Here is a 16,030-nt window from a genome sequence, read left to right on the forward strand (position 1 = left end):
ATGTCAGGAGGAATCACGTCCGCCATCTGGTTGCTCCCCGCCCTGCCCCTGTGCGGCGCCGCTGTCCTGTTGCTGGCGGGTCGTCGCACGAACGCGTGGGGCCACCTGTTCGCCTGCGTCATGGCACTCGCGTCGTTTGTCGTCGCAGTGGTGTTTTTCATCGCCATGCTCGGCCGCGACACCGCCGACCGCACCGTCACCGAGCACCTGTTCAGTTGGGTCCCGGTCGACAGTCTTCAGGTCGAGTTCGGACTGCAGCTTGATCAACTGTCGATGTGTTTCGTCCTGCTCATCACCGGTGTAGGTTCGCTGATCCACATCTACTCGGTCGGCTACATGGCGCACGACCCCGAGCGTCGTAAGTTCTTCGCCTACCTCAATCTCTTCCTCGCTGCGATGCTGCTCCTCGTGCTCGCCGACAACTTCCTCGGGCTCTACGTCGGCTGGGAAGGCGTCGGTTTGGCGTCGTACCTGCTGATCGGTTTCTGGCAGCACAAGCCGTCGGCGGCGACCGCTGCCAAGAAGGCTTTTGTCGTCAATCGGGTGGGCGACATCGGATTGATGATCGCGATGATGTTGATGTTCAGCACGTTCGGCTCGCTCTCGTTCAGCAGCGTCTTCGCCGACGCGTCTGGTGCAAGCGAAGGTGTCCTGACGGCGATCGGCCTGATGCTCCTCCTCGCTGCATGCGCGAAGTCCGCGCAGGTGCCACTGCAGTCGTGGCTCGGCGACGCGATGGAGGGCCCCACCCCCGTCTCGGCTCTGATTCACGCGGCCACGATGGTCACGGCCGGCGTCTACCTGATCGTGCGCTCCAATCCGATCTTCGATCTCGCACCCGACGCTCAGCTCGTGGTTGTCATCGTCGGTGCCGTGACGCTGCTGTTCGGTGCGATCATCGGCTGCGCGAAGGACGACATCAAGAAAGCGCTCGCCGCATCGACCATGAGTCAGATCGGATACATGGTCCTGGCAGCGGGTCTCGGACCAGCTGGATACGCCTTCGCAATCCTTCATCTGATCACCCACGGATTCTTCAAGGCAGGCCTGTTCCTCGGTGCGGGTTCGGTGATGCACGCGATGAACGACGAAACCGACATGCGGCGCTACGGCGGGCTCCGAGCGTTCATGCCACTGACTTTTGTCACGTTCGGGCTCGGATACCTTGCCATCATCGGTGTTCCGCCGTTTGCCGGGTTCTTCTCCAAGGACAAGATCATCGAGGTTGCGATCGGCGAGGGCGGCATCAAGGGTGTTGTGCTGGGCATCGTCACCCTGTTGGGTGCGGCCCTCACTGCCTTCTACATGAGCCGCGTGATGCTGATGACCTTCTTCGGGAAGGCCCGCTGGGAGAACCAGAAACCTCACGAATCTCCGGCGGTGATGACGTCTCCGATGATCATCCTGGCGGTGGGGTCCGTCGGCGCCGGGATGCTCCTGACCATCGGGTCCAGCTTGCAGAACTGGCTCGAACCGGTTGTCGGCTCACATCACGTCGAACCGCAGATACCCGCATGGTCGATCACCGCGCTGGCGCTGCTCGCAGTTGCCGCCGGCGTCGCGATTGCGTATCGCGAGTACGCCACCCGGGAGATTCCACTTGTGGCACCGACTCCGGTTTCACCGTTGACCGGTGCGGCTCGCCGCGATCTGTACGGTGACGCCTTCAACGAGACGGTGTTCATGAAGCCTGGACAACAACTCACCAAGTCGTTGGAAGTGTTCGACACCAAGGGAATAGGTGGCGTCGTGGGCAGCTTTGCGGTGGTCGTCACCGGGCTGTCCGCGCTCACGCGGAAGCTACAGACCGGGTTTGTTCGCTCGTACGCGCTGGTGATGTTTGTCGGAGCAACACTCGTGGTCGCGACAATGATGGCGGTGACACTGTGGTGATCGAAGCGGCGGTGAGCGACTCTGTGACCAATACCGGCTTCCCCGCGCTGACGGTGCTCTGGTTGCTTCCGCTCATCGGAGCGGGTGTTGTCCTCGCTCTGCCGGCACGGTCGTACCAATTTGCGAAGTATCTCGCATTGGCTGTGTCCGTGGCAGTCCTGGTGGTCGCCGCCGTTCTCGGAGTTGCGTTCGACCGCGGCGGCGAACAATTTCAATTTGTCGAAAGCCACAGCTGGATACCGGCTTTCGGCACCAGCTACACACTCGGACTCGACGGGATCGCACTCGTTCTGGTTCTTCTCACCGCAGTGCTGGTGCCATTACTACTGATCGCGGGCTGGAACGACGTCCCGGCAGACCCGGCATCACCCAAGAGAATGCCGCACACCTATTTCGCGCTGATCCTTGTTGTCGAGTCCATGGTGATGATTTCGTTCAGCGCCTTGGACATTCTCTTGTTCTACATTTTCTTCGAGGCAATGCTGATACCGATGTATTTCCTCATCGGCGGGTTCGGCGGAGTGGGCAGATCTCGCGCAGCCGTGAAGTTTCTGCTCTACAACCTCCTCGGCGGCCTGGTCATGCTCGCTGCAGTCATCGGCCTGTATGTGGTCACCACGCGCGACGAGAGTCCCTTCGCCAGCGGCACTTTCGACTTCCGGGCGATCGCCTCAGCGGCAAACAGCGGTGAACTCGGTGTTGGACCCGGGGTGCTCAACGCCTTGTTCCTCGGATTCATGTTCGCGTTCGCGGTGAAAGCACCGCTCTGGCCGCTGCACAGTTGGTTGCCGGACTCCGCGGTGGAATCGACTCCGTCGACAGCAGTGTTGATGATGGCGGTCGTGGACAAGGTGGGCACGTTCGCGATGATTCGCTACTGCCTGCAACTGTTCCCGGAGTCGTCGTCGACCTTTGCACCGTGGATCATCACGCTCGCCGTTATCGGGATCGTCTACGGCGCAATACTGGCGATCGCGCAAGCAGACGTCATGAGACTGATCGCCTACACGTCGATTTCGCACTTCGGCTTCATCATTCTCGGAATCTTCGCGATGACCAGCCAGAGCCAAGCGGGTTCCGCGCTGTACATGGTCAATCACGGAGTCTCCACTGCGGCTCTGTTCTTGATTGCGGGATTCCTCGTCTCGCAGCGAGGTACTCGATCGATCGCGGCGTACGGCGGCGTCCAGAAAGTTGCACCCGTACTTGCCGGCACATTCCTCGTTGCGGGGTTGGCAACGCTGTCGCTGCCGGGTCTCGCGCCGTTCATCAGTGAGTTCCTGGTGCTGATCGGGACGTACTCGCGATACCACGTGGCCGCTATCGCGGCGACTGCCGCGCTTGTCCTGTCCGCGATCTACATACTCTGGCTCTACCAGCGCATGATGGGCGGACCTGTGAAGGAAGAGCAGGGAACGATCCGCGACCTCGCTCGACGCGAACTCGTGGTGGTCGCCCCTCTGATCGCACTCCTGTTGCTTCTCGGCATCTACCCCAAGCCTGCCTTGGACGTCATCACTCCTGCAGTGAGCCATACGGTCGTCGACGAGGCTCCGACCCCGCTCGTCGCCGACCACGAAGGAGGTGCCCACAAATGAGTTCCTTCAACGACGTGACCGTCCTCGGCTCAGCCGGCACGGCGTCACCCAGTGTCGAATACAGCTTGCTCTCGCCAATGTTGATCGTGTTCGGTGTTGCGGTTGTGGGCGTACTCATCGAGGCATTTGCACCCCGGCGTTTTCGATACCCCGTGCAACTCGTCCTCGGTGTCGCAGGCTTGGCGGCCGCATTCGTGGCAGTGCTTCTGCTCGCCGGCACGCGGTCGACGGCGATGATGGGTTCTGTAGCGGTCGACGGTCCGACCCTTTTCCTGCAGGCCACGATCCTTCTCGTGTCGATCCCCGCAGTACTGCTGATCGCCGAGCGAGGCTCGGGCAACACCGCCGAGGTGATCGCGCAACACGACGCGCTCGGCGGTTTCACCCCTCAAGCGTCGAGCGTCCCCGGAAGTGTTGCGGAGCAAGAAGCAGTGAAGGTGGGTATCGCCCAGACCGAGGTCTTTCCGCTCACCCTCTTCGCTGTCGGCGGCATGCTCCTCTTTCCCGCGTCCAACGATCTGCTGACGATGTTCGTTGCGCTCGAAGTGTTCTCACTGCCTCTGTATCTCCTGTGTGGTCTGGCACGCCGACGTCGCCTGCTCTCCCAGGAAGCTGCGCTCAAGTACTTTCTGCTCGGGGCATTTTCGTCGGCGTTCTTCGTTTTCGGAATTGCGTTGCTGTACGGCTATGCCGGGACGGTCACGCTCTCCGGTATCGCCGACGCAGCTCGCAGCGGGTCGGGTACCGACGCCTTCCTGTGGCTCGGGACAGCACTCGTGGCCGTGGGATTACTGTTCAAAGTCGGTGCCGTGCCGTTCCATTCGTGGATTCCCGACGTCTATCAAGGGGCGCCGACGCCGATCACCAGTTTCATGGCTACTGCGACCAAGATCGCCGCATTCGGTGCCATCCTTCGTGTCTTCTATGTGGCTCTGCCCAACGAGTACGTGAACTGGCGTCCACTGATGTGGGCGGTCGCGATTCTCACGATGGTTGTCGGATCGATCGTCGCTGTGACGCAATCCGATATGAAGCGGATGCTCGCGTATTCGGCCATCGCGCACACCGGATTCATTCTGACCGCTGTGGTTGCGGATTCGGACGCCGGCCTGGCCTCGGCGATGTTCTACCTTCTAGCCTACGGATTCAGCACCGTGGGCGCGTTCGCCGTCGTGAGTCTGGTTCGGGACGCAGACGGTGAGGTCGCGACGCTCTCGCGCTGGGCCGGGTTGGGCCGGCGCTCACCATTGGTCGGAGTTGTCTTTGCACTGTTCCTGCTGGCTTTCGCCGGGATCCCGTTGACCAGTGGGTTCATCGGAAAGTTCGCGGTGTTCAGCGCGGCAGCCGAGGGCGGGGCCGCACCTCTCGTGATCGTCGGCGTCCTGTGCAGCGCGATCGCCGCGTACTTCTACGTGCGAGTGATCGTGTTGATGTTCTTCACCGAATCGGCCGCAGACGCTCCGACCGTCGTGGTGCCGAGTGCACTGACCAGCAGTGTGATCGGCCTCGGCGCCGGTGTCACGCTCATCCTCGGCATACTCCCCCAGCCGGCGCTCGACCTCGCCGAGCGTGCAGCGGACTTCCTGCACTGAGCCGATGGGTGAATCTGATTGCGACGCCGGACTGCCGAGCACCATCCGGTCGCCATGGTTTGTCGGGTTTTCAGCGGTAGCGATTGTCCATCTGATCCTCAATGCCGCTGATGCTGCGCCCTGGGACGGGATCACCAAGGTCATGCTCGCGCCGATTCTGGCTGCCTGGGTTGTCGCCCGACGCGGACCTCGAGTTGTGGCTGCGGCACTGATTGCCTGTGCTTTCGGAGACCTGTTCCTGATCTGGGACTCCACGTTTGTCATCGGCATGGCAGCCTTCGCGATCGGTCACCTCTGCTTCATCCGATTCTTTCTCTCACACGGCGCTCTTCGGGAGATACGAAGGCGGCCATGGTTTCTGTGCGCTTACACCATCGCTGGAATCGCTCTTGTGTCGTACACCTGGCCCGGTCTCGAACCTGAACTTCGAATTGCCGTCCCCGTGTACGCCGCAATCCTGGTGGGAACTGCATCAACCGCACTGGCGTACAACACGATCACCGGTATCGGCGGCGCTCTCTTCCTCGTCTCCGACGCCTTGATCCTGCTCGGTCAGGCGAACAAGTGGCAGCCCGCCGCTGCGGGCATCTGGATCATGACGCTGTACATCCTCGCTCTGTTGCTTCTGACAGTGGGAGTTCTCGGCCGGAGTAACACGCCAAACCGTCCATTAGCTCAGAGGCTGTAAGGATCAGCAGCCAGCCGGACATCTCTTCATATGACCCCGAAATCCGAGGAACAGCCGCCGCCGAGCGGCGAAGAGCGGTTCACCGCCCTGTGGGACGCCTACGCCGGTCGGGTGTTCGCGTATACCTGTCGCCACGTTGATCATCACAGCGCGCAGGAGGTTGTCTCCGAGACGTTCCTCGTTGCCTGGCGACGCTTAGACGAAGTGCCCGAGCATGCACTGCCGTGGCTGTTGGTGGTGGCTCGAAACACCGTGAACAACAACCGTCGCAGCGTTCGGCGCCTTGACGCGCTCACCGAGAAGATGGGACGCATCGAGCAGATTGCGGCATCGACGCCGGGCGCCGACGTCACTGTCACCGAACGCACGGAACTGCTCGAAGCACTGACAACACTCACCGTCACCGAACGTGAAGCCCTGCTCCTGACTGCCTGGGACGGGTTGACCGCCACCGAAGCCGCGCGGGTCGCTGGGTGTTCGGTTCCGGCCATGCATGTTCGTCTCTTTCGCGCTCGGCGTCGATTGCGCGCCGGGTTGACTTCAGAATCCGTCACCGTAATCCCGATGAACACCGCCCGACCTTGCGCTGCCGCCGAACATGGGAGTACCCCATGACCAAAGATCTGCTGACCACGCTCGAGAGGCTGCGGCCAAGCGATACGGTTTCCGCCGAACTCTGGCCCGAGAACGTCCAAGATGCCGCACGCACCCGAATCATGGCTACCGAAAACAACATTGGGGCAACCAAAGCTCCACGCCGTCGCGTCGGTGCCATCGTTCTCGTCGCGGCGATCTGCGCAGCAGTGGTGGTGGGCTGCGCCGCTGCCACGGGGATGATGCCGAAAGCGTTCACCGACATGTACTCGGGTTGGCAGACGATGCCGGGAACCAACGGCGGAATAGATCCGTCCACCGCCGAGCGGGTCGGGTCCATTCCCGGACCTGACGGAACCTTGTTCAGCGTCTTTGTCGCCCACGGCGCCAATGGCTGGAGGTGCGTCGCCCCGGTTTTCGAGGCGTCAGCCGACATCGACAAGGTTGGTCCGTCGAAATTCATCGGCCTCGGACACGGCTGCAGATCAATTGACTTGTACGGCGCAGATTCATTCGGGGGCGGCGCCGGGTACGAGGCCGGTCCGCACGAGGCGACCTACGACGCAGGGGCGGGAGGTGCTGTCCGAGCCGAACTTCACACCGCAGACGGCCAGATCTATCCGACAATTCTTGCCGAAGACCGCTTCTACGGATGGATTCCCCTGTCGCTCACGTCCCCTCGTCCAACCCTCGTCGGATATGCCGCAGACGGGACGGTCGTCGGCACCCGGTGAGCGGTCGGTACCCTCGAAAGATGACTGCACACGCCCCGAACGAGCGCATCCCCAGCCAGTGGGAAGAGATCACTGCAGCCGACTCGACGCATTCCACACGATATGTCGAGCGTTTCCGTTCCATGAGAGCGGACGGCAAGGACATTGTCGGGGAAGCACGTTTGATCGACGCGATGCTCGGACGCGGTGGCCGGGTTCTCGATGCAGGGTGCGGGCCTGGCCGACTCGGCGGTTATCTGCACGACGTCGGGCATGTGGTTGTCGGAGTCGATGTCGACCCGGTTCTCATCGCTGCCGCAGAAGAAGACCACCCCGGACCGGCGTGGCTTGTCGGCGATCTCGCCGAACTCGATCTGCCGGCCCGCGGTGTCGAGGCAGATTTCGACGTCATCGTGTCGGCAGGCAACGTGGTGGCGTTTCTCGCGCCGTCCACCAGGCAAGCAGTATTGTCAGGATTTGCTCGTCATCTCGCTCCGAGCGGCCGAGTGGTCATCGGATTCGGTGCCGGCCGTGGCTACGAGTTCCCCGAGTTTCTCGCCGACGCGACCGCGAGTGGCCTCGAGGCTGATCTGCTGCTCTCCACGTGGGATCTTCGCCCGTTCAAGGAGGATTCCGAATTCCTGGTCGCGGTGTTCTCCCGCGCCTGACCCGGCACTTCCCCCGCACCCCCTGCGATCCGTCACACGGCGATCAACTCACCCTGATCACAATGGTGGCGACTGTTGTTCACTACGAACATAATTGGATCAATGCGGGTGTGGCCGAGCGGCAAGGCAGCGGTCTGCAAAACCGTCCACGCAGGTTCGACTCCTGCCATCCGCTCCCCTTGCGAACCAGCGACTCATGTCGCAACCCTCACCTAGGAATGACATTCGGTGCACGCAGCCTGCATCGCTCCGCTCCGTCTCCGCGCACATGGCTCCGGACAGTTACCCTCGATCGATGCACCCTCTCCCCGAGACAGGACAGCTACCTCCCGGACCGATGGCTTTGCAAGTGGAACACCTCTGCATGGCGTTCGGCGCGAAAGTTGCTGTGAACGACCTTTCCCTTGCGGTGCCCTCAGGTTCGTTGTTCGGTCTGGTTGGGCCGAATGGTGCGGGAAAAACGACCACACTGTCGATGGCTGTCGGATTGCTTCGCCCGCACTACGGTCGCAGCCTGGTGTACGGCTACGACGTGTGGAACGACCCTGTCGCAGCGAAGAGTCTGCTCGGCGTCCTACCCGACGGTCTGGCGCTACCCGCCCAGTTCACCGGCCATGAACTACTCACCTATTTCGGACGCCTGCGCGGTATGCCAGAGGACGTCATCGCGTCACGACGCGACGAACTGTTGGCCGCGCTCGATCTCGCCGATGCAGGTGGAACGGTCATCGCCGATTATTCAGCGGGCATGACGAAGAAAATCGGGTTGGCCTCGGCCTTGTTGCACGGCCCTCGCTTACTGGTACTGGATGAGCCGTTCGAAGCTGTCGACCCCATTTCTTCGGCCGGAATTCGGAGCATTCTGCTCTCGTTCGTCCACTCAGGTGGCTCGGTCATTCTTTCCAGTCACGTGATGGCCCTTGTCGAACAACTGTGTACTCACATCGGAGTCATCGCAGACGGTCGCGTCGTGGCTTCAGGAACGGTCGACGAGGTGCGCGCAGGCAACACTCTCGACGAGGCATTCGTTCGCCTTGTCGGTAGCCGCAGTCCCAATCCCGACGGACTGTCATGGATGCGCGCATGACCACCACCAGCTTTTCACCGACACGCTGGAACCCGTCGGTCTCTGTGTGGCGCACTGTTCTCCGCATGCGCATGACCCTCTACAAACGTCAGTTCACCGGTGGAAGAGCTGTAATCAAGGTCATTGCAGCGTTGTTCGGGGTTCTGGGGGCAGCGCTACTGTGCCTACGAGCTTCGGGAAAGAACGGTGTTTCTCCCGATCTCGTCAGCGGCACAACCAGTCTCGCACTTTCGGCTATCGCCGTGATGTGGATCTTGATGCCGATCATGTCTGGTCTGTCAGATGACAATCTTCACCCCAGACATTTCCAACTACTCCCCCTGGAACCCGTCCGACTCGCCAGAGCACTGTTCTCGACGTCGCTGGTCGGTATGACCGTGCCGATTACCGCGTTGGCTGCAGCAGCGATTCCAATTTATGCCGCTACACACCACCCTGCCGCACTGCCATTGGCCATTATCGCTTGGCCCGCAACGGTCCTGCTCATTGTCGGCACCTCACGGGTCGCGATGCTGGCGATGTCGCAGCTCCTGCGGAGTCGTCGCAGCCGCGAACTGGGACTGTTGGCATTCGGCACGTTCTTCGGCGGACTGTATCTGCTGCAATTTCCGCTGCAGAGTCGCCTCGGCACGGTCGTGGACGGCGACGTCACGTGGCCGCTCACGATCGCGCATTCGATCCCGTTCGCGTGGGGAATCACCAGTGTCGACGCAGCAGCAGGAGGCGCCTGGCTCCTCGCCGCCGGAGCAGTCCTCGCCCTGGTGCTGGTCGATCTCGCACTGCTGTGGTCATGGCAACGCCTGGTCGTTCGCTACTTCAACGGGAAGGTCGCAGAATCAGCGGGCGCCACTTCCGTGCAATTGAAGAACCAGGGCCGCGACATTCGAACCGGTTGGCGCGCATCCCGACTGGGCACCGTCATCTCTCGCGAGCTTTCGCTCTGGCACGGAGACATGCGCCGACGAACACAACTGCTCTCCGTTGCCATCATGACCTTGGTCTCCGGCTTCGGACCGCTGATCTCGTCATCGATCCCCTTCTCCGCCGCATGGGGTGCCTGGTTCCTGATCTACCTGGCAATGGCAGCCGGATCGAATCTGTACGGATTCGACGGCGCATCGATCTGGCATCTGGTGATGATCCCCGAAGCCGCTGCCGCTGACGTCCGGGGCCGACAAATCGCGTGGGCAATCGTGATGACACCCTTCGTGGTCGTCGCAACAGCTGCTGTACGGATCTTCGGGGACCTCGGGACCGACCGACTGGCCGTGCCGATCGCCGTCGGCATTTCGATGATGGGAGTCGGTGCAGGATTGGTAGTGGCGATATCCGCCAAAGCGCCCTACCCGGTTCCGGAGATGAAGAAGACGTTCTCCTTCAACACCCGCGGGTCCTTCAACGGCTCGTCCTTCGGACTGATCATCCTCGCCATCGTCATCTTCGCCGCGACAACGGCGCCCGGCGTTCTACTCGGGGCGCTGCTACCGAACCCGGTGAACTATTTCGCCATCCCTGTCGCTGTTGCGATTGGTGCACTTGGTGCTTGGATCGGGGGCCGCGTCGCGATCACCCGTATGCAACGCGAGCCGGATCGGATTCTGTTCGCGGTTACCACCACATGATCGTTGCCCAGATAGTCCGAGAATTTCTGGGCGTCAGCGCAGTAGCCGCAACTTGCACCAAAAAACTCAGTCTGGGCAATCGGATTATCAGGGATCCAGGTAGCGCAGCTCAACGGGTTCGGTCCTCGCATATCGCCGCCGGGCTTTCGTGACATAGCTTCCGCTCGAGCCGAACCATTGCCCTGGAAACATCGCACCACCAAGATGTTTGGCATGCCCCCGGAGCACTACGGTTCCGTACGTGTCGCCGAACGTCCCGGCCGATGCGGGAACTGCGCGCACCCCGCCCCTTCGCTGGAGCGCGGCTGGATCGAGCGCTGCCTCAGGTTCGCACCGCAGCCCGCTCGGTGTGCAGAAATCCTGGTGATGGACCACTACACCGGAGCGATGGAATTCTGCCGGTGCCGACATCCGTTCCACGGGTCCTGATCGCGCCGGATCCTCGAGATCCGCTGTCGAGCCGAGTCCCTCGGCGCCCCGGCTCAACAGCGAAATCACACCTGAATCAGCTCAGCGAGCTCAGCAGCGGCTCGAGAAGCTTGTAGAGCTCGAAGATTCCGATGATCGTTGAAATAGAACCCATGATGATCCTCCGTGATTCGTGAACTTTCCGTGACGTCGCGTCACAGGCAGAAAGCTAACAAACCCGGCATTCAAACGGGGACCTTGGATGTGTCCGGCAGATGAACTCCCTGCTCGGAGAAGCATTTTGGTGACCAGCGTCATGCTCATCGAGAAATGAGCCCCATCGTCACATCACCTGACACCGACCGACGGTAGCAGCAAAAGTCTGCCCGTTGCGATCTGGCGATACATGGCACCATTTCCACCCCATCCGACTCTTGCTTTGTGCGCTGAATCCGATTACATTTCTCCACAATAACGGTACGCGTAACGAAATAAAGAGACGGTCTACTTCACAGCCCGATATATCCAGTGCCACAACCCTTCCGGGCTCTTGGAGGGGCGGCGTTTCGTCGCGTCCATAAGCTCCTCACTCCCCGATCGAAAGAGAGCACGATGACCACAGAGAGCGTCTCCGGCAATCAGCCGCGACCGGTAGCAACTATCGCAAGCCTGACCCTGCTGATCGCTGCCGTGGCCGCGCTCGAAAGCATCATCGTCCCCGCACTCCCCCTGATACAGAGAGACTTCGGAGTGACGGCCGACGTCGGAGCGCTCGCATCCGTCGCTCTGACGTTGAGCACTGTCCTCGTCACGCCGATGGCCGGGCGAATAGCCGACGTGTACGGCGCCCGCCCCACCTTGCTCGCGATCACGACAATCGTTGTCCTGGGCGGCAGCGTGTCCGCTCTCGCAACGATCTTCCCGCTGTTCGTCCTCGGCCAATTTCTCCAGGGATTCGGGCTCGGGTTGCTTCCCGTGAGCTTCGTGGTCCTACGACGCACTTTGTCCTCGGACCGACTGAAGACGGCCACGGGTTTACTCGGGGCTGTCGTAGTGGCCGGCGGCGCTCTGGGAGTCGTATTGGCCGGGCCCGTCGCGGAAAACGTCTCACGCACCGCGATGTATGCAGTTCCGACCGCGTTCGTTTTGCTCGGCGCAATTGCTTTTGCCGTGAGCACACCACGAGATCACATGTCGAACGTCGGCGGCCGACTCGATTGGCCGGGAGCGGGCGGATTGGCTCTGGGATTGTTGACGCTGACGGCGTGGCTGGCGAGCGCATCGAGCAACGGGTGGGGCGCACCGACGTCGATGCTGCTGCTTCTCGCTTCCGCTGCCGTGTTCGCGATCTGGGCCAAGTATCAGAGCCGGACAACCGAGCCGATGGTCGACCTGACGATGATGCGGCATCGTTCGATGTGGAGCGCCGTGGTCGTCGGCGTGGTTTTCGGGTTCACTTACGGCGCTGTTGTCTATCTACTTCCGCAACAACTCGCCGTGCCGGCAGAGAGCGGATTCGGCCGCGGTGCATCGACAAGTGCCATCGGAATCCTGCTGTGCATCGGTTACGGCGCAGCGGTGATCGCGTCGGTGATTTCCGGAAAGCTCGCACAACGGGTCGGCACGAAAGCCATTGCGGTAGCGGGAGTTGCCTTCCTCGGCCTGAGCGGCGCCGTCGGGGTCTTTGCAACCACGATGTGGCAGATCGTTGTGGTGCTGATCCTTGCGGGTACCGGCGTTGCCGCCGCGTCGACGGCAGTGTTCGTCATCTCCGCCGACAGCGCACCGGCAGACCGCGTAGGTGTCACGACGGCAATAGTCACGATCGCCAGATCGCTGGGTTCTGCTGTGGGAACCCAAATTGCCGCCGGGATCATCGCGAGCGCGACTTCATCCGGCGGCCTTCCCCAGCACTCGGCATTCGCCACAGCTTTCGGAGTGGCGGCAATCGTTGCGATTGTCGGACTCGTTGTCGCGGTGACGATGCCGAAACCGGCATCAACCGATGTTCAGTGGTCGTCGTCGTCCTCGTCGAAGTCTGCGACTCCGCGCTTCCAGTAGCCCGTGATCAGGTGGTCGCCCGAACTCAGGCCGAGTTCGTCGCGCACGAATCTGCGAATCGGCTTGAGACTGGTGGCCTCACCGGAGATCCAGGCGTAGACACGCTCGCCCTCGGGCACGGTGACCGTCCGTACTGCCTGCTCGAGCAGATCCGAGTGACCGGCTGGGACGTCACCGCGGTGCAGCCATCGCACCTCGACGCCTTCCGGAACAGTGAGTTCGATTTCCTGTGAAGGGTCGGTGATCTCGACGAACACCCACCCGGCGGCAGCAGCGGGCATCATCTCGAGCCAACGAGCAATGGCAGGAAGGGCGGTGATGTCACCGGCCAGCAGATAGCGGTCGTACGTCCACGGAACCACGACGCCACCGGGCGGACCTGCCACGTGCACCCGAGTGCCGACGGTCGCCGCCTGAGCCCAATCAGAGGCGTACCCACCTTCGTGGAGCGCGAAATCGAGGTCCAGCTCCCCCGCCTCGGCGTCGTATCGACGGACGGTGTACTCACGCGAGATCGGCAATGGACGAGGCCACTTCAGGCTGAATCCGTCGCGTTCGGGTAGACGTAAAGTTCCGTCTGCATCCGGGTAGACCAGGCGAACATGCTCGTCGGGAGCGTGCGATTCGAAGCCCGCCAACTCCGGTCCACCCAAGGTCAGACGCAACAGTCCGGTCCCGACCATTTCGCTGCGAACAACTTCGAGTTCGCGAATGCCGATGGGGTACGGCACTTTTGCGCCGGTGGTTCCCGCCAGAACTTCGGCGATGGTCGCGAGGTGGTCTCCTCGGTTCATGAACTACCTTCCTTTTCCGGCGGAGCATTCCCCACCGGCACAGTGTTTTCGGAGAGATCGACTTCGTTGATCTCCGAAGTTACCCGGCGCACCGAACCCAATGCTGCCAGGAGCACCAGGCCCAGTGTCACACCGGCGAGCCCCAAGACCAGTAGCGCGGCGCCAGGCTCGAGCCACTGCCCGAGGAACCCGGCTGCCATCGAACCGATCGCCGTACCCGTGACGGCTTGCACCATCCACAGACTGGACACGCGTCCGCGCAATTCGTCCGGAGTGTTCTGTTGAAGGACTGCAAATCTCAGAATGTCGTTGAGTGCGCGGCCGAGGCCGAATCCGGCCAGGCCCAGGAACGCGACAATCGCTGCTCCCGACGCACCCAGTACCACCAGGCCGAGAGGCATCAGCGCAACAGAGATCAACATCGCGGCGCCGTTGCGGTGGACTCGTCCGGTCCAACCGCTGGTGAGGGAACCGACCACAGCGCCGACAGCGGGGGCGCCGTAGAGCAGACCGAGCATGGTGGGTCCGCCGCCGAGGACCTGGTCGACGAAGGCAGGCAGCAACACCATCGGCCCGCTGACGAACATGACCAACAGACCGCTGATAAGGATGCCGCGAATGACTGTGTGCGTGCCGGCGAATTTCACGCCGGTCACCAGCGCGCGCATCGGGCTTTCGTGATTCGTGCCCGGTGCAGGAGAAGGGCCGATGGCTTGGAACAACGTGACAGTTGCTGCGGTGGCCACCGCAGCAACAAAGTATGTCGCGGGAATGCCGCCGGAGGCGATGATCACGCCGGCGATTGCCGGCGAGATCATCGTCCCGATGTCGGTGGTCAGCGCTACCAAAGCGCCGGCCGCAGCCATCTTGTTGCGCGGCAACAACGTCGGCATCAAAGCCATCAAGGCCGAGCTGCTGACACCGCCGGCCAAGCCGTCGACAGCTGCCGCGACGTAGATGACCCACATCGACGGGTGTGGCAAGAGCGCATTGCACCCGAGAATGACAAAGCCGAGACCCGCAGCACTGCGGGCCAACTGGATGGTGCGTCGCCGATCGTAACGGTCAGCGAGCACGCCGCCGAACAGGCTGCCGAAGAACATGGCGATGGCCATCGCCGTGGACACTCCGGCAACCTGCAAGGTCGAGCCGGTGAGCTGGTACGTCTGCGCGGGGACGGCTACGACGAGCAGTCCGATCCCGAGCAGCGAGATCAATCGCGCGGAAAAGGCGTACCTGAAGGGACGGCTGGTCCGCAAGGGTGAAACATCGATCACCAGCCCACCGAATCGAGTCATGCGAAGGTCTGGCCGATCAGGTCGAGGGTAGCCATTGCGCCGTCGTAGTCAGGACGGTAGCTGCTGGCGGGGAGCTCGAACGTCGTGCCTGCCTTGAAGGACGGCAACTGCGAGTAAAGCGGATCGGTGGCAAGTTCGGCCATCGGGCGACCGGACACCGGAATCACAAAGGCGACAGGAGCATCGGCGACCTGCGAGAGCAGTTCCGGGCTGACCTCGAACGAGTCACCCGAGCCGAAGAGCTGCGGGTTGCCGGCCTTGGCCATGACGTCGTCGGCCTTGAAACCGAGCTCGGCGAGCATCGCGGGCAGCGCGGCCGTCGGCGGAACGAGGTACGGCTTGTTGCTCGAGACCGAGAGGAAGTAGACGACGTTGCCCTCGGGAACCTTGATCTTGCCCTTGACCTCTTTGACCTTGTCCTCGTATGCGCTCATCAGCGCCGGAACCTGGTCGGAACGGCCCGCCGCGTCGGCGACGATTTCGAGCTGCTTGTCCCACGCGGCGACCGTCTTGGGGACCAAGACGGTGGGTGCGATAGCAGTGAGCTGATCGTAGAGTTCCTCGGACTGAACGGAGGTGATTCCCTGGCCACCGCCGATGATCAGGTCGGGCTCAGCCGCCGCGACGGCTTCGATGTTGAGCTGCTCGCCGGCCGGCAATTCCTTGGTGCCCTGCGCCTTTGCGGCGTCCGCCCAAGCCGGCGGGAATCCACCGTCGAGGTTCGTGACACCGAGGACGCGGGTATCGGTGGCAACCACCGGTGCGTCCAGGGCGTACAGGTATCCGGCGAGACCGCCGCTCAGAACCACGATGCGCTCCGCCGACGCGGGCACGGTGACCGAGCCCTTCTCGGTCTCGATCACGCGGGTCGTGGGCTCTGCAGCCTTGGTCGGTTCGTCGTTCGAATCGCTACTGCAACCGATCATCGCCACGAGTGCGACGATCAGCAACCCTGCGATGGCGACGAATCGTCGCCAACTCCGTATCGCGAGGGGCGGTGTGGACTTCATCATT

At 62.1% G+C, this 16,030-nt stretch carries 14 protein-coding genes and 1 tRNA gene; 11 read left to right on the forward strand and 4 right to left on the reverse strand.

Going from position 1 to position 16,030, the window contains the following annotated elements; all coding sequences use genetic code 11:
• The 10 genes from nuoL (at window position 1) to ABIE52_RS08910 (ending at window position 10,455) form a co-directional block, all read left to right on the forward strand.
• The gene (gene nuoL, locus ABIE52_RS08865) at window positions 1-1,893 is read left to right on the forward strand and encodes an NADH-quinone oxidoreductase subunit L (RefSeq protein WP_192712491.1); all 1,893 of its coding nucleotides are present in this window, start codon (window positions 1-3) and stop codon (window positions 1,891-1,893) included.
• On the forward strand, window positions 1,887-3,491 hold the full coding sequence (locus ABIE52_RS08870) for an NADH-quinone oxidoreductase subunit M (RefSeq protein WP_192712492.1): 1,605 nt from the start codon (window positions 1,887-1,889) through the stop codon (window positions 3,489-3,491). Before nuoL ends, ABIE52_RS08870 begins: the two co-directional genes overlap by 7 nt.
• Complete coding sequence (nuoN, locus tag ABIE52_RS08875) at window positions 3,488-5,083, forward strand: NADH-quinone oxidoreductase subunit NuoN (protein WP_064444519.1); 1,596 nt, start codon at window positions 3,488-3,490, stop codon at window positions 5,081-5,083. Before ABIE52_RS08870 ends, nuoN begins: the two co-directional genes overlap by 4 nt.
• 4 nt (window positions 5,084-5,087) lie before the next feature.
• The gene (locus ABIE52_RS08880; protein ID WP_047271434.1) at window positions 5,088-5,771 is read left to right on the forward strand and encodes a lysoplasmalogenase; all 684 of its coding nucleotides are present in this window, start codon (window positions 5,088-5,090) and stop codon (window positions 5,769-5,771) included.
• A gap of 30 nt (window positions 5,772-5,801) precedes the next feature.
• Window positions 5,802-6,386 (forward strand): RNA polymerase sigma factor, encoded by a 585-nt coding sequence (locus ABIE52_RS08885; RefSeq protein ID WP_073512254.1) that lies wholly within the window; start codon window positions 5,802-5,804, stop codon window positions 6,384-6,386.
• Window positions 6,383-7,099: a hypothetical protein gene (locus ABIE52_RS08890; protein WP_192712493.1), complete on the forward strand. Its 717-nt coding sequence runs from the start codon at window positions 6,383-6,385 to the stop codon at window positions 7,097-7,099. The genes ABIE52_RS08885 and ABIE52_RS08890 overlap by 4 nt, the downstream gene beginning before the upstream one ends.
• A gap of 20 nt (window positions 7,100-7,119) precedes the next feature.
• A complete protein-coding gene (locus tag ABIE52_RS08895) occupies window positions 7,120-7,746 on the forward strand; it encodes a class I SAM-dependent methyltransferase (protein WP_007735133.1) in 627 nt (208 codons plus the stop codon).
• A gap of 104 nt (window positions 7,747-7,850) precedes the next feature.
• Window positions 7,851-7,921, forward strand: a tRNA-Cys gene (locus ABIE52_RS08900).
• Between the two features lie 120 nt (window positions 7,922-8,041).
• Complete coding sequence (locus ABIE52_RS08905; protein ID WP_019748159.1) at window positions 8,042-8,833, forward strand: ABC transporter ATP-binding protein; 792 nt, start codon at window positions 8,042-8,044, stop codon at window positions 8,831-8,833.
• Complete coding sequence (locus ABIE52_RS08910; RefSeq protein ID WP_007735131.1) at window positions 8,830-10,455, forward strand: hypothetical protein; 1,626 nt, start codon at window positions 8,830-8,832, stop codon at window positions 10,453-10,455. Before ABIE52_RS08905 ends, ABIE52_RS08910 begins: the two co-directional genes overlap by 4 nt.
• An 87-nt stretch (window positions 10,456-10,542) precedes the next feature.
• Here the strand turns inward: ABIE52_RS08910 and ABIE52_RS08915 are convergent, their stop codons facing one another.
• A complete protein-coding gene (locus tag ABIE52_RS08915) occupies window positions 10,543-10,953 on the reverse strand; it encodes a hypothetical protein (protein WP_030535571.1) in 411 nt (136 codons plus the stop codon).
• A 522-nt stretch (window positions 10,954-11,475) separates the two neighbouring features.
• Between ABIE52_RS08915 and ABIE52_RS08920 the strand changes: the two genes are divergently transcribed.
• The gene (locus ABIE52_RS08920) at window positions 11,476-12,924 is read left to right on the forward strand and encodes an MFS transporter (protein ID WP_118607112.1); all 1,449 of its coding nucleotides are present in this window, start codon (window positions 11,476-11,478) and stop codon (window positions 12,922-12,924) included.
• On the opposite strand, the gene ABIE52_RS08925 is transcribed toward ABIE52_RS08920, so the two are convergent.
• From ABIE52_RS08925 to ABIE52_RS08935, 3 genes are read right to left on the reverse strand one after another with little or no spacing between them, the layout of a single operon-like run.
• Window positions 12,873-13,718 (reverse strand): siderophore-interacting protein, encoded by an 846-nt coding sequence (locus ABIE52_RS08925; RefSeq protein WP_047271424.1) that lies wholly within the window; start codon window positions 13,716-13,718, stop codon window positions 12,873-12,875. The two genes, ABIE52_RS08920 and ABIE52_RS08925, sit on opposite strands and share 52 nt — an antisense overlap.
• Entirely contained in the window at window positions 13,715-15,016 is a 1,302-nt protein-coding gene (gene entS, locus ABIE52_RS08930; RefSeq protein WP_007735127.1) for an enterobactin transporter EntS, read from the reverse strand. Before entS ends, ABIE52_RS08925 begins: the two co-directional genes overlap by 4 nt.
• Window positions 15,013-16,026 (reverse strand): Fe2+-enterobactin ABC transporter substrate-binding protein, encoded by a 1,014-nt coding sequence (locus ABIE52_RS08935; RefSeq protein ID WP_003942170.1) that lies wholly within the window; start codon window positions 16,024-16,026, stop codon window positions 15,013-15,015. Before ABIE52_RS08935 ends, entS begins: the two co-directional genes overlap by 4 nt.
• Between the last annotated feature and the right edge of the window lie 4 nt (window positions 16,027-16,030).

This window comes from Rhodococcus sp. OAS809 (assembly GCF_040546695.1).
Classification (GTDB): Bacteria; Actinomycetota; Actinomycetes; order Mycobacteriales; family Mycobacteriaceae; genus Rhodococcus_F; species Rhodococcus_F qingshengii.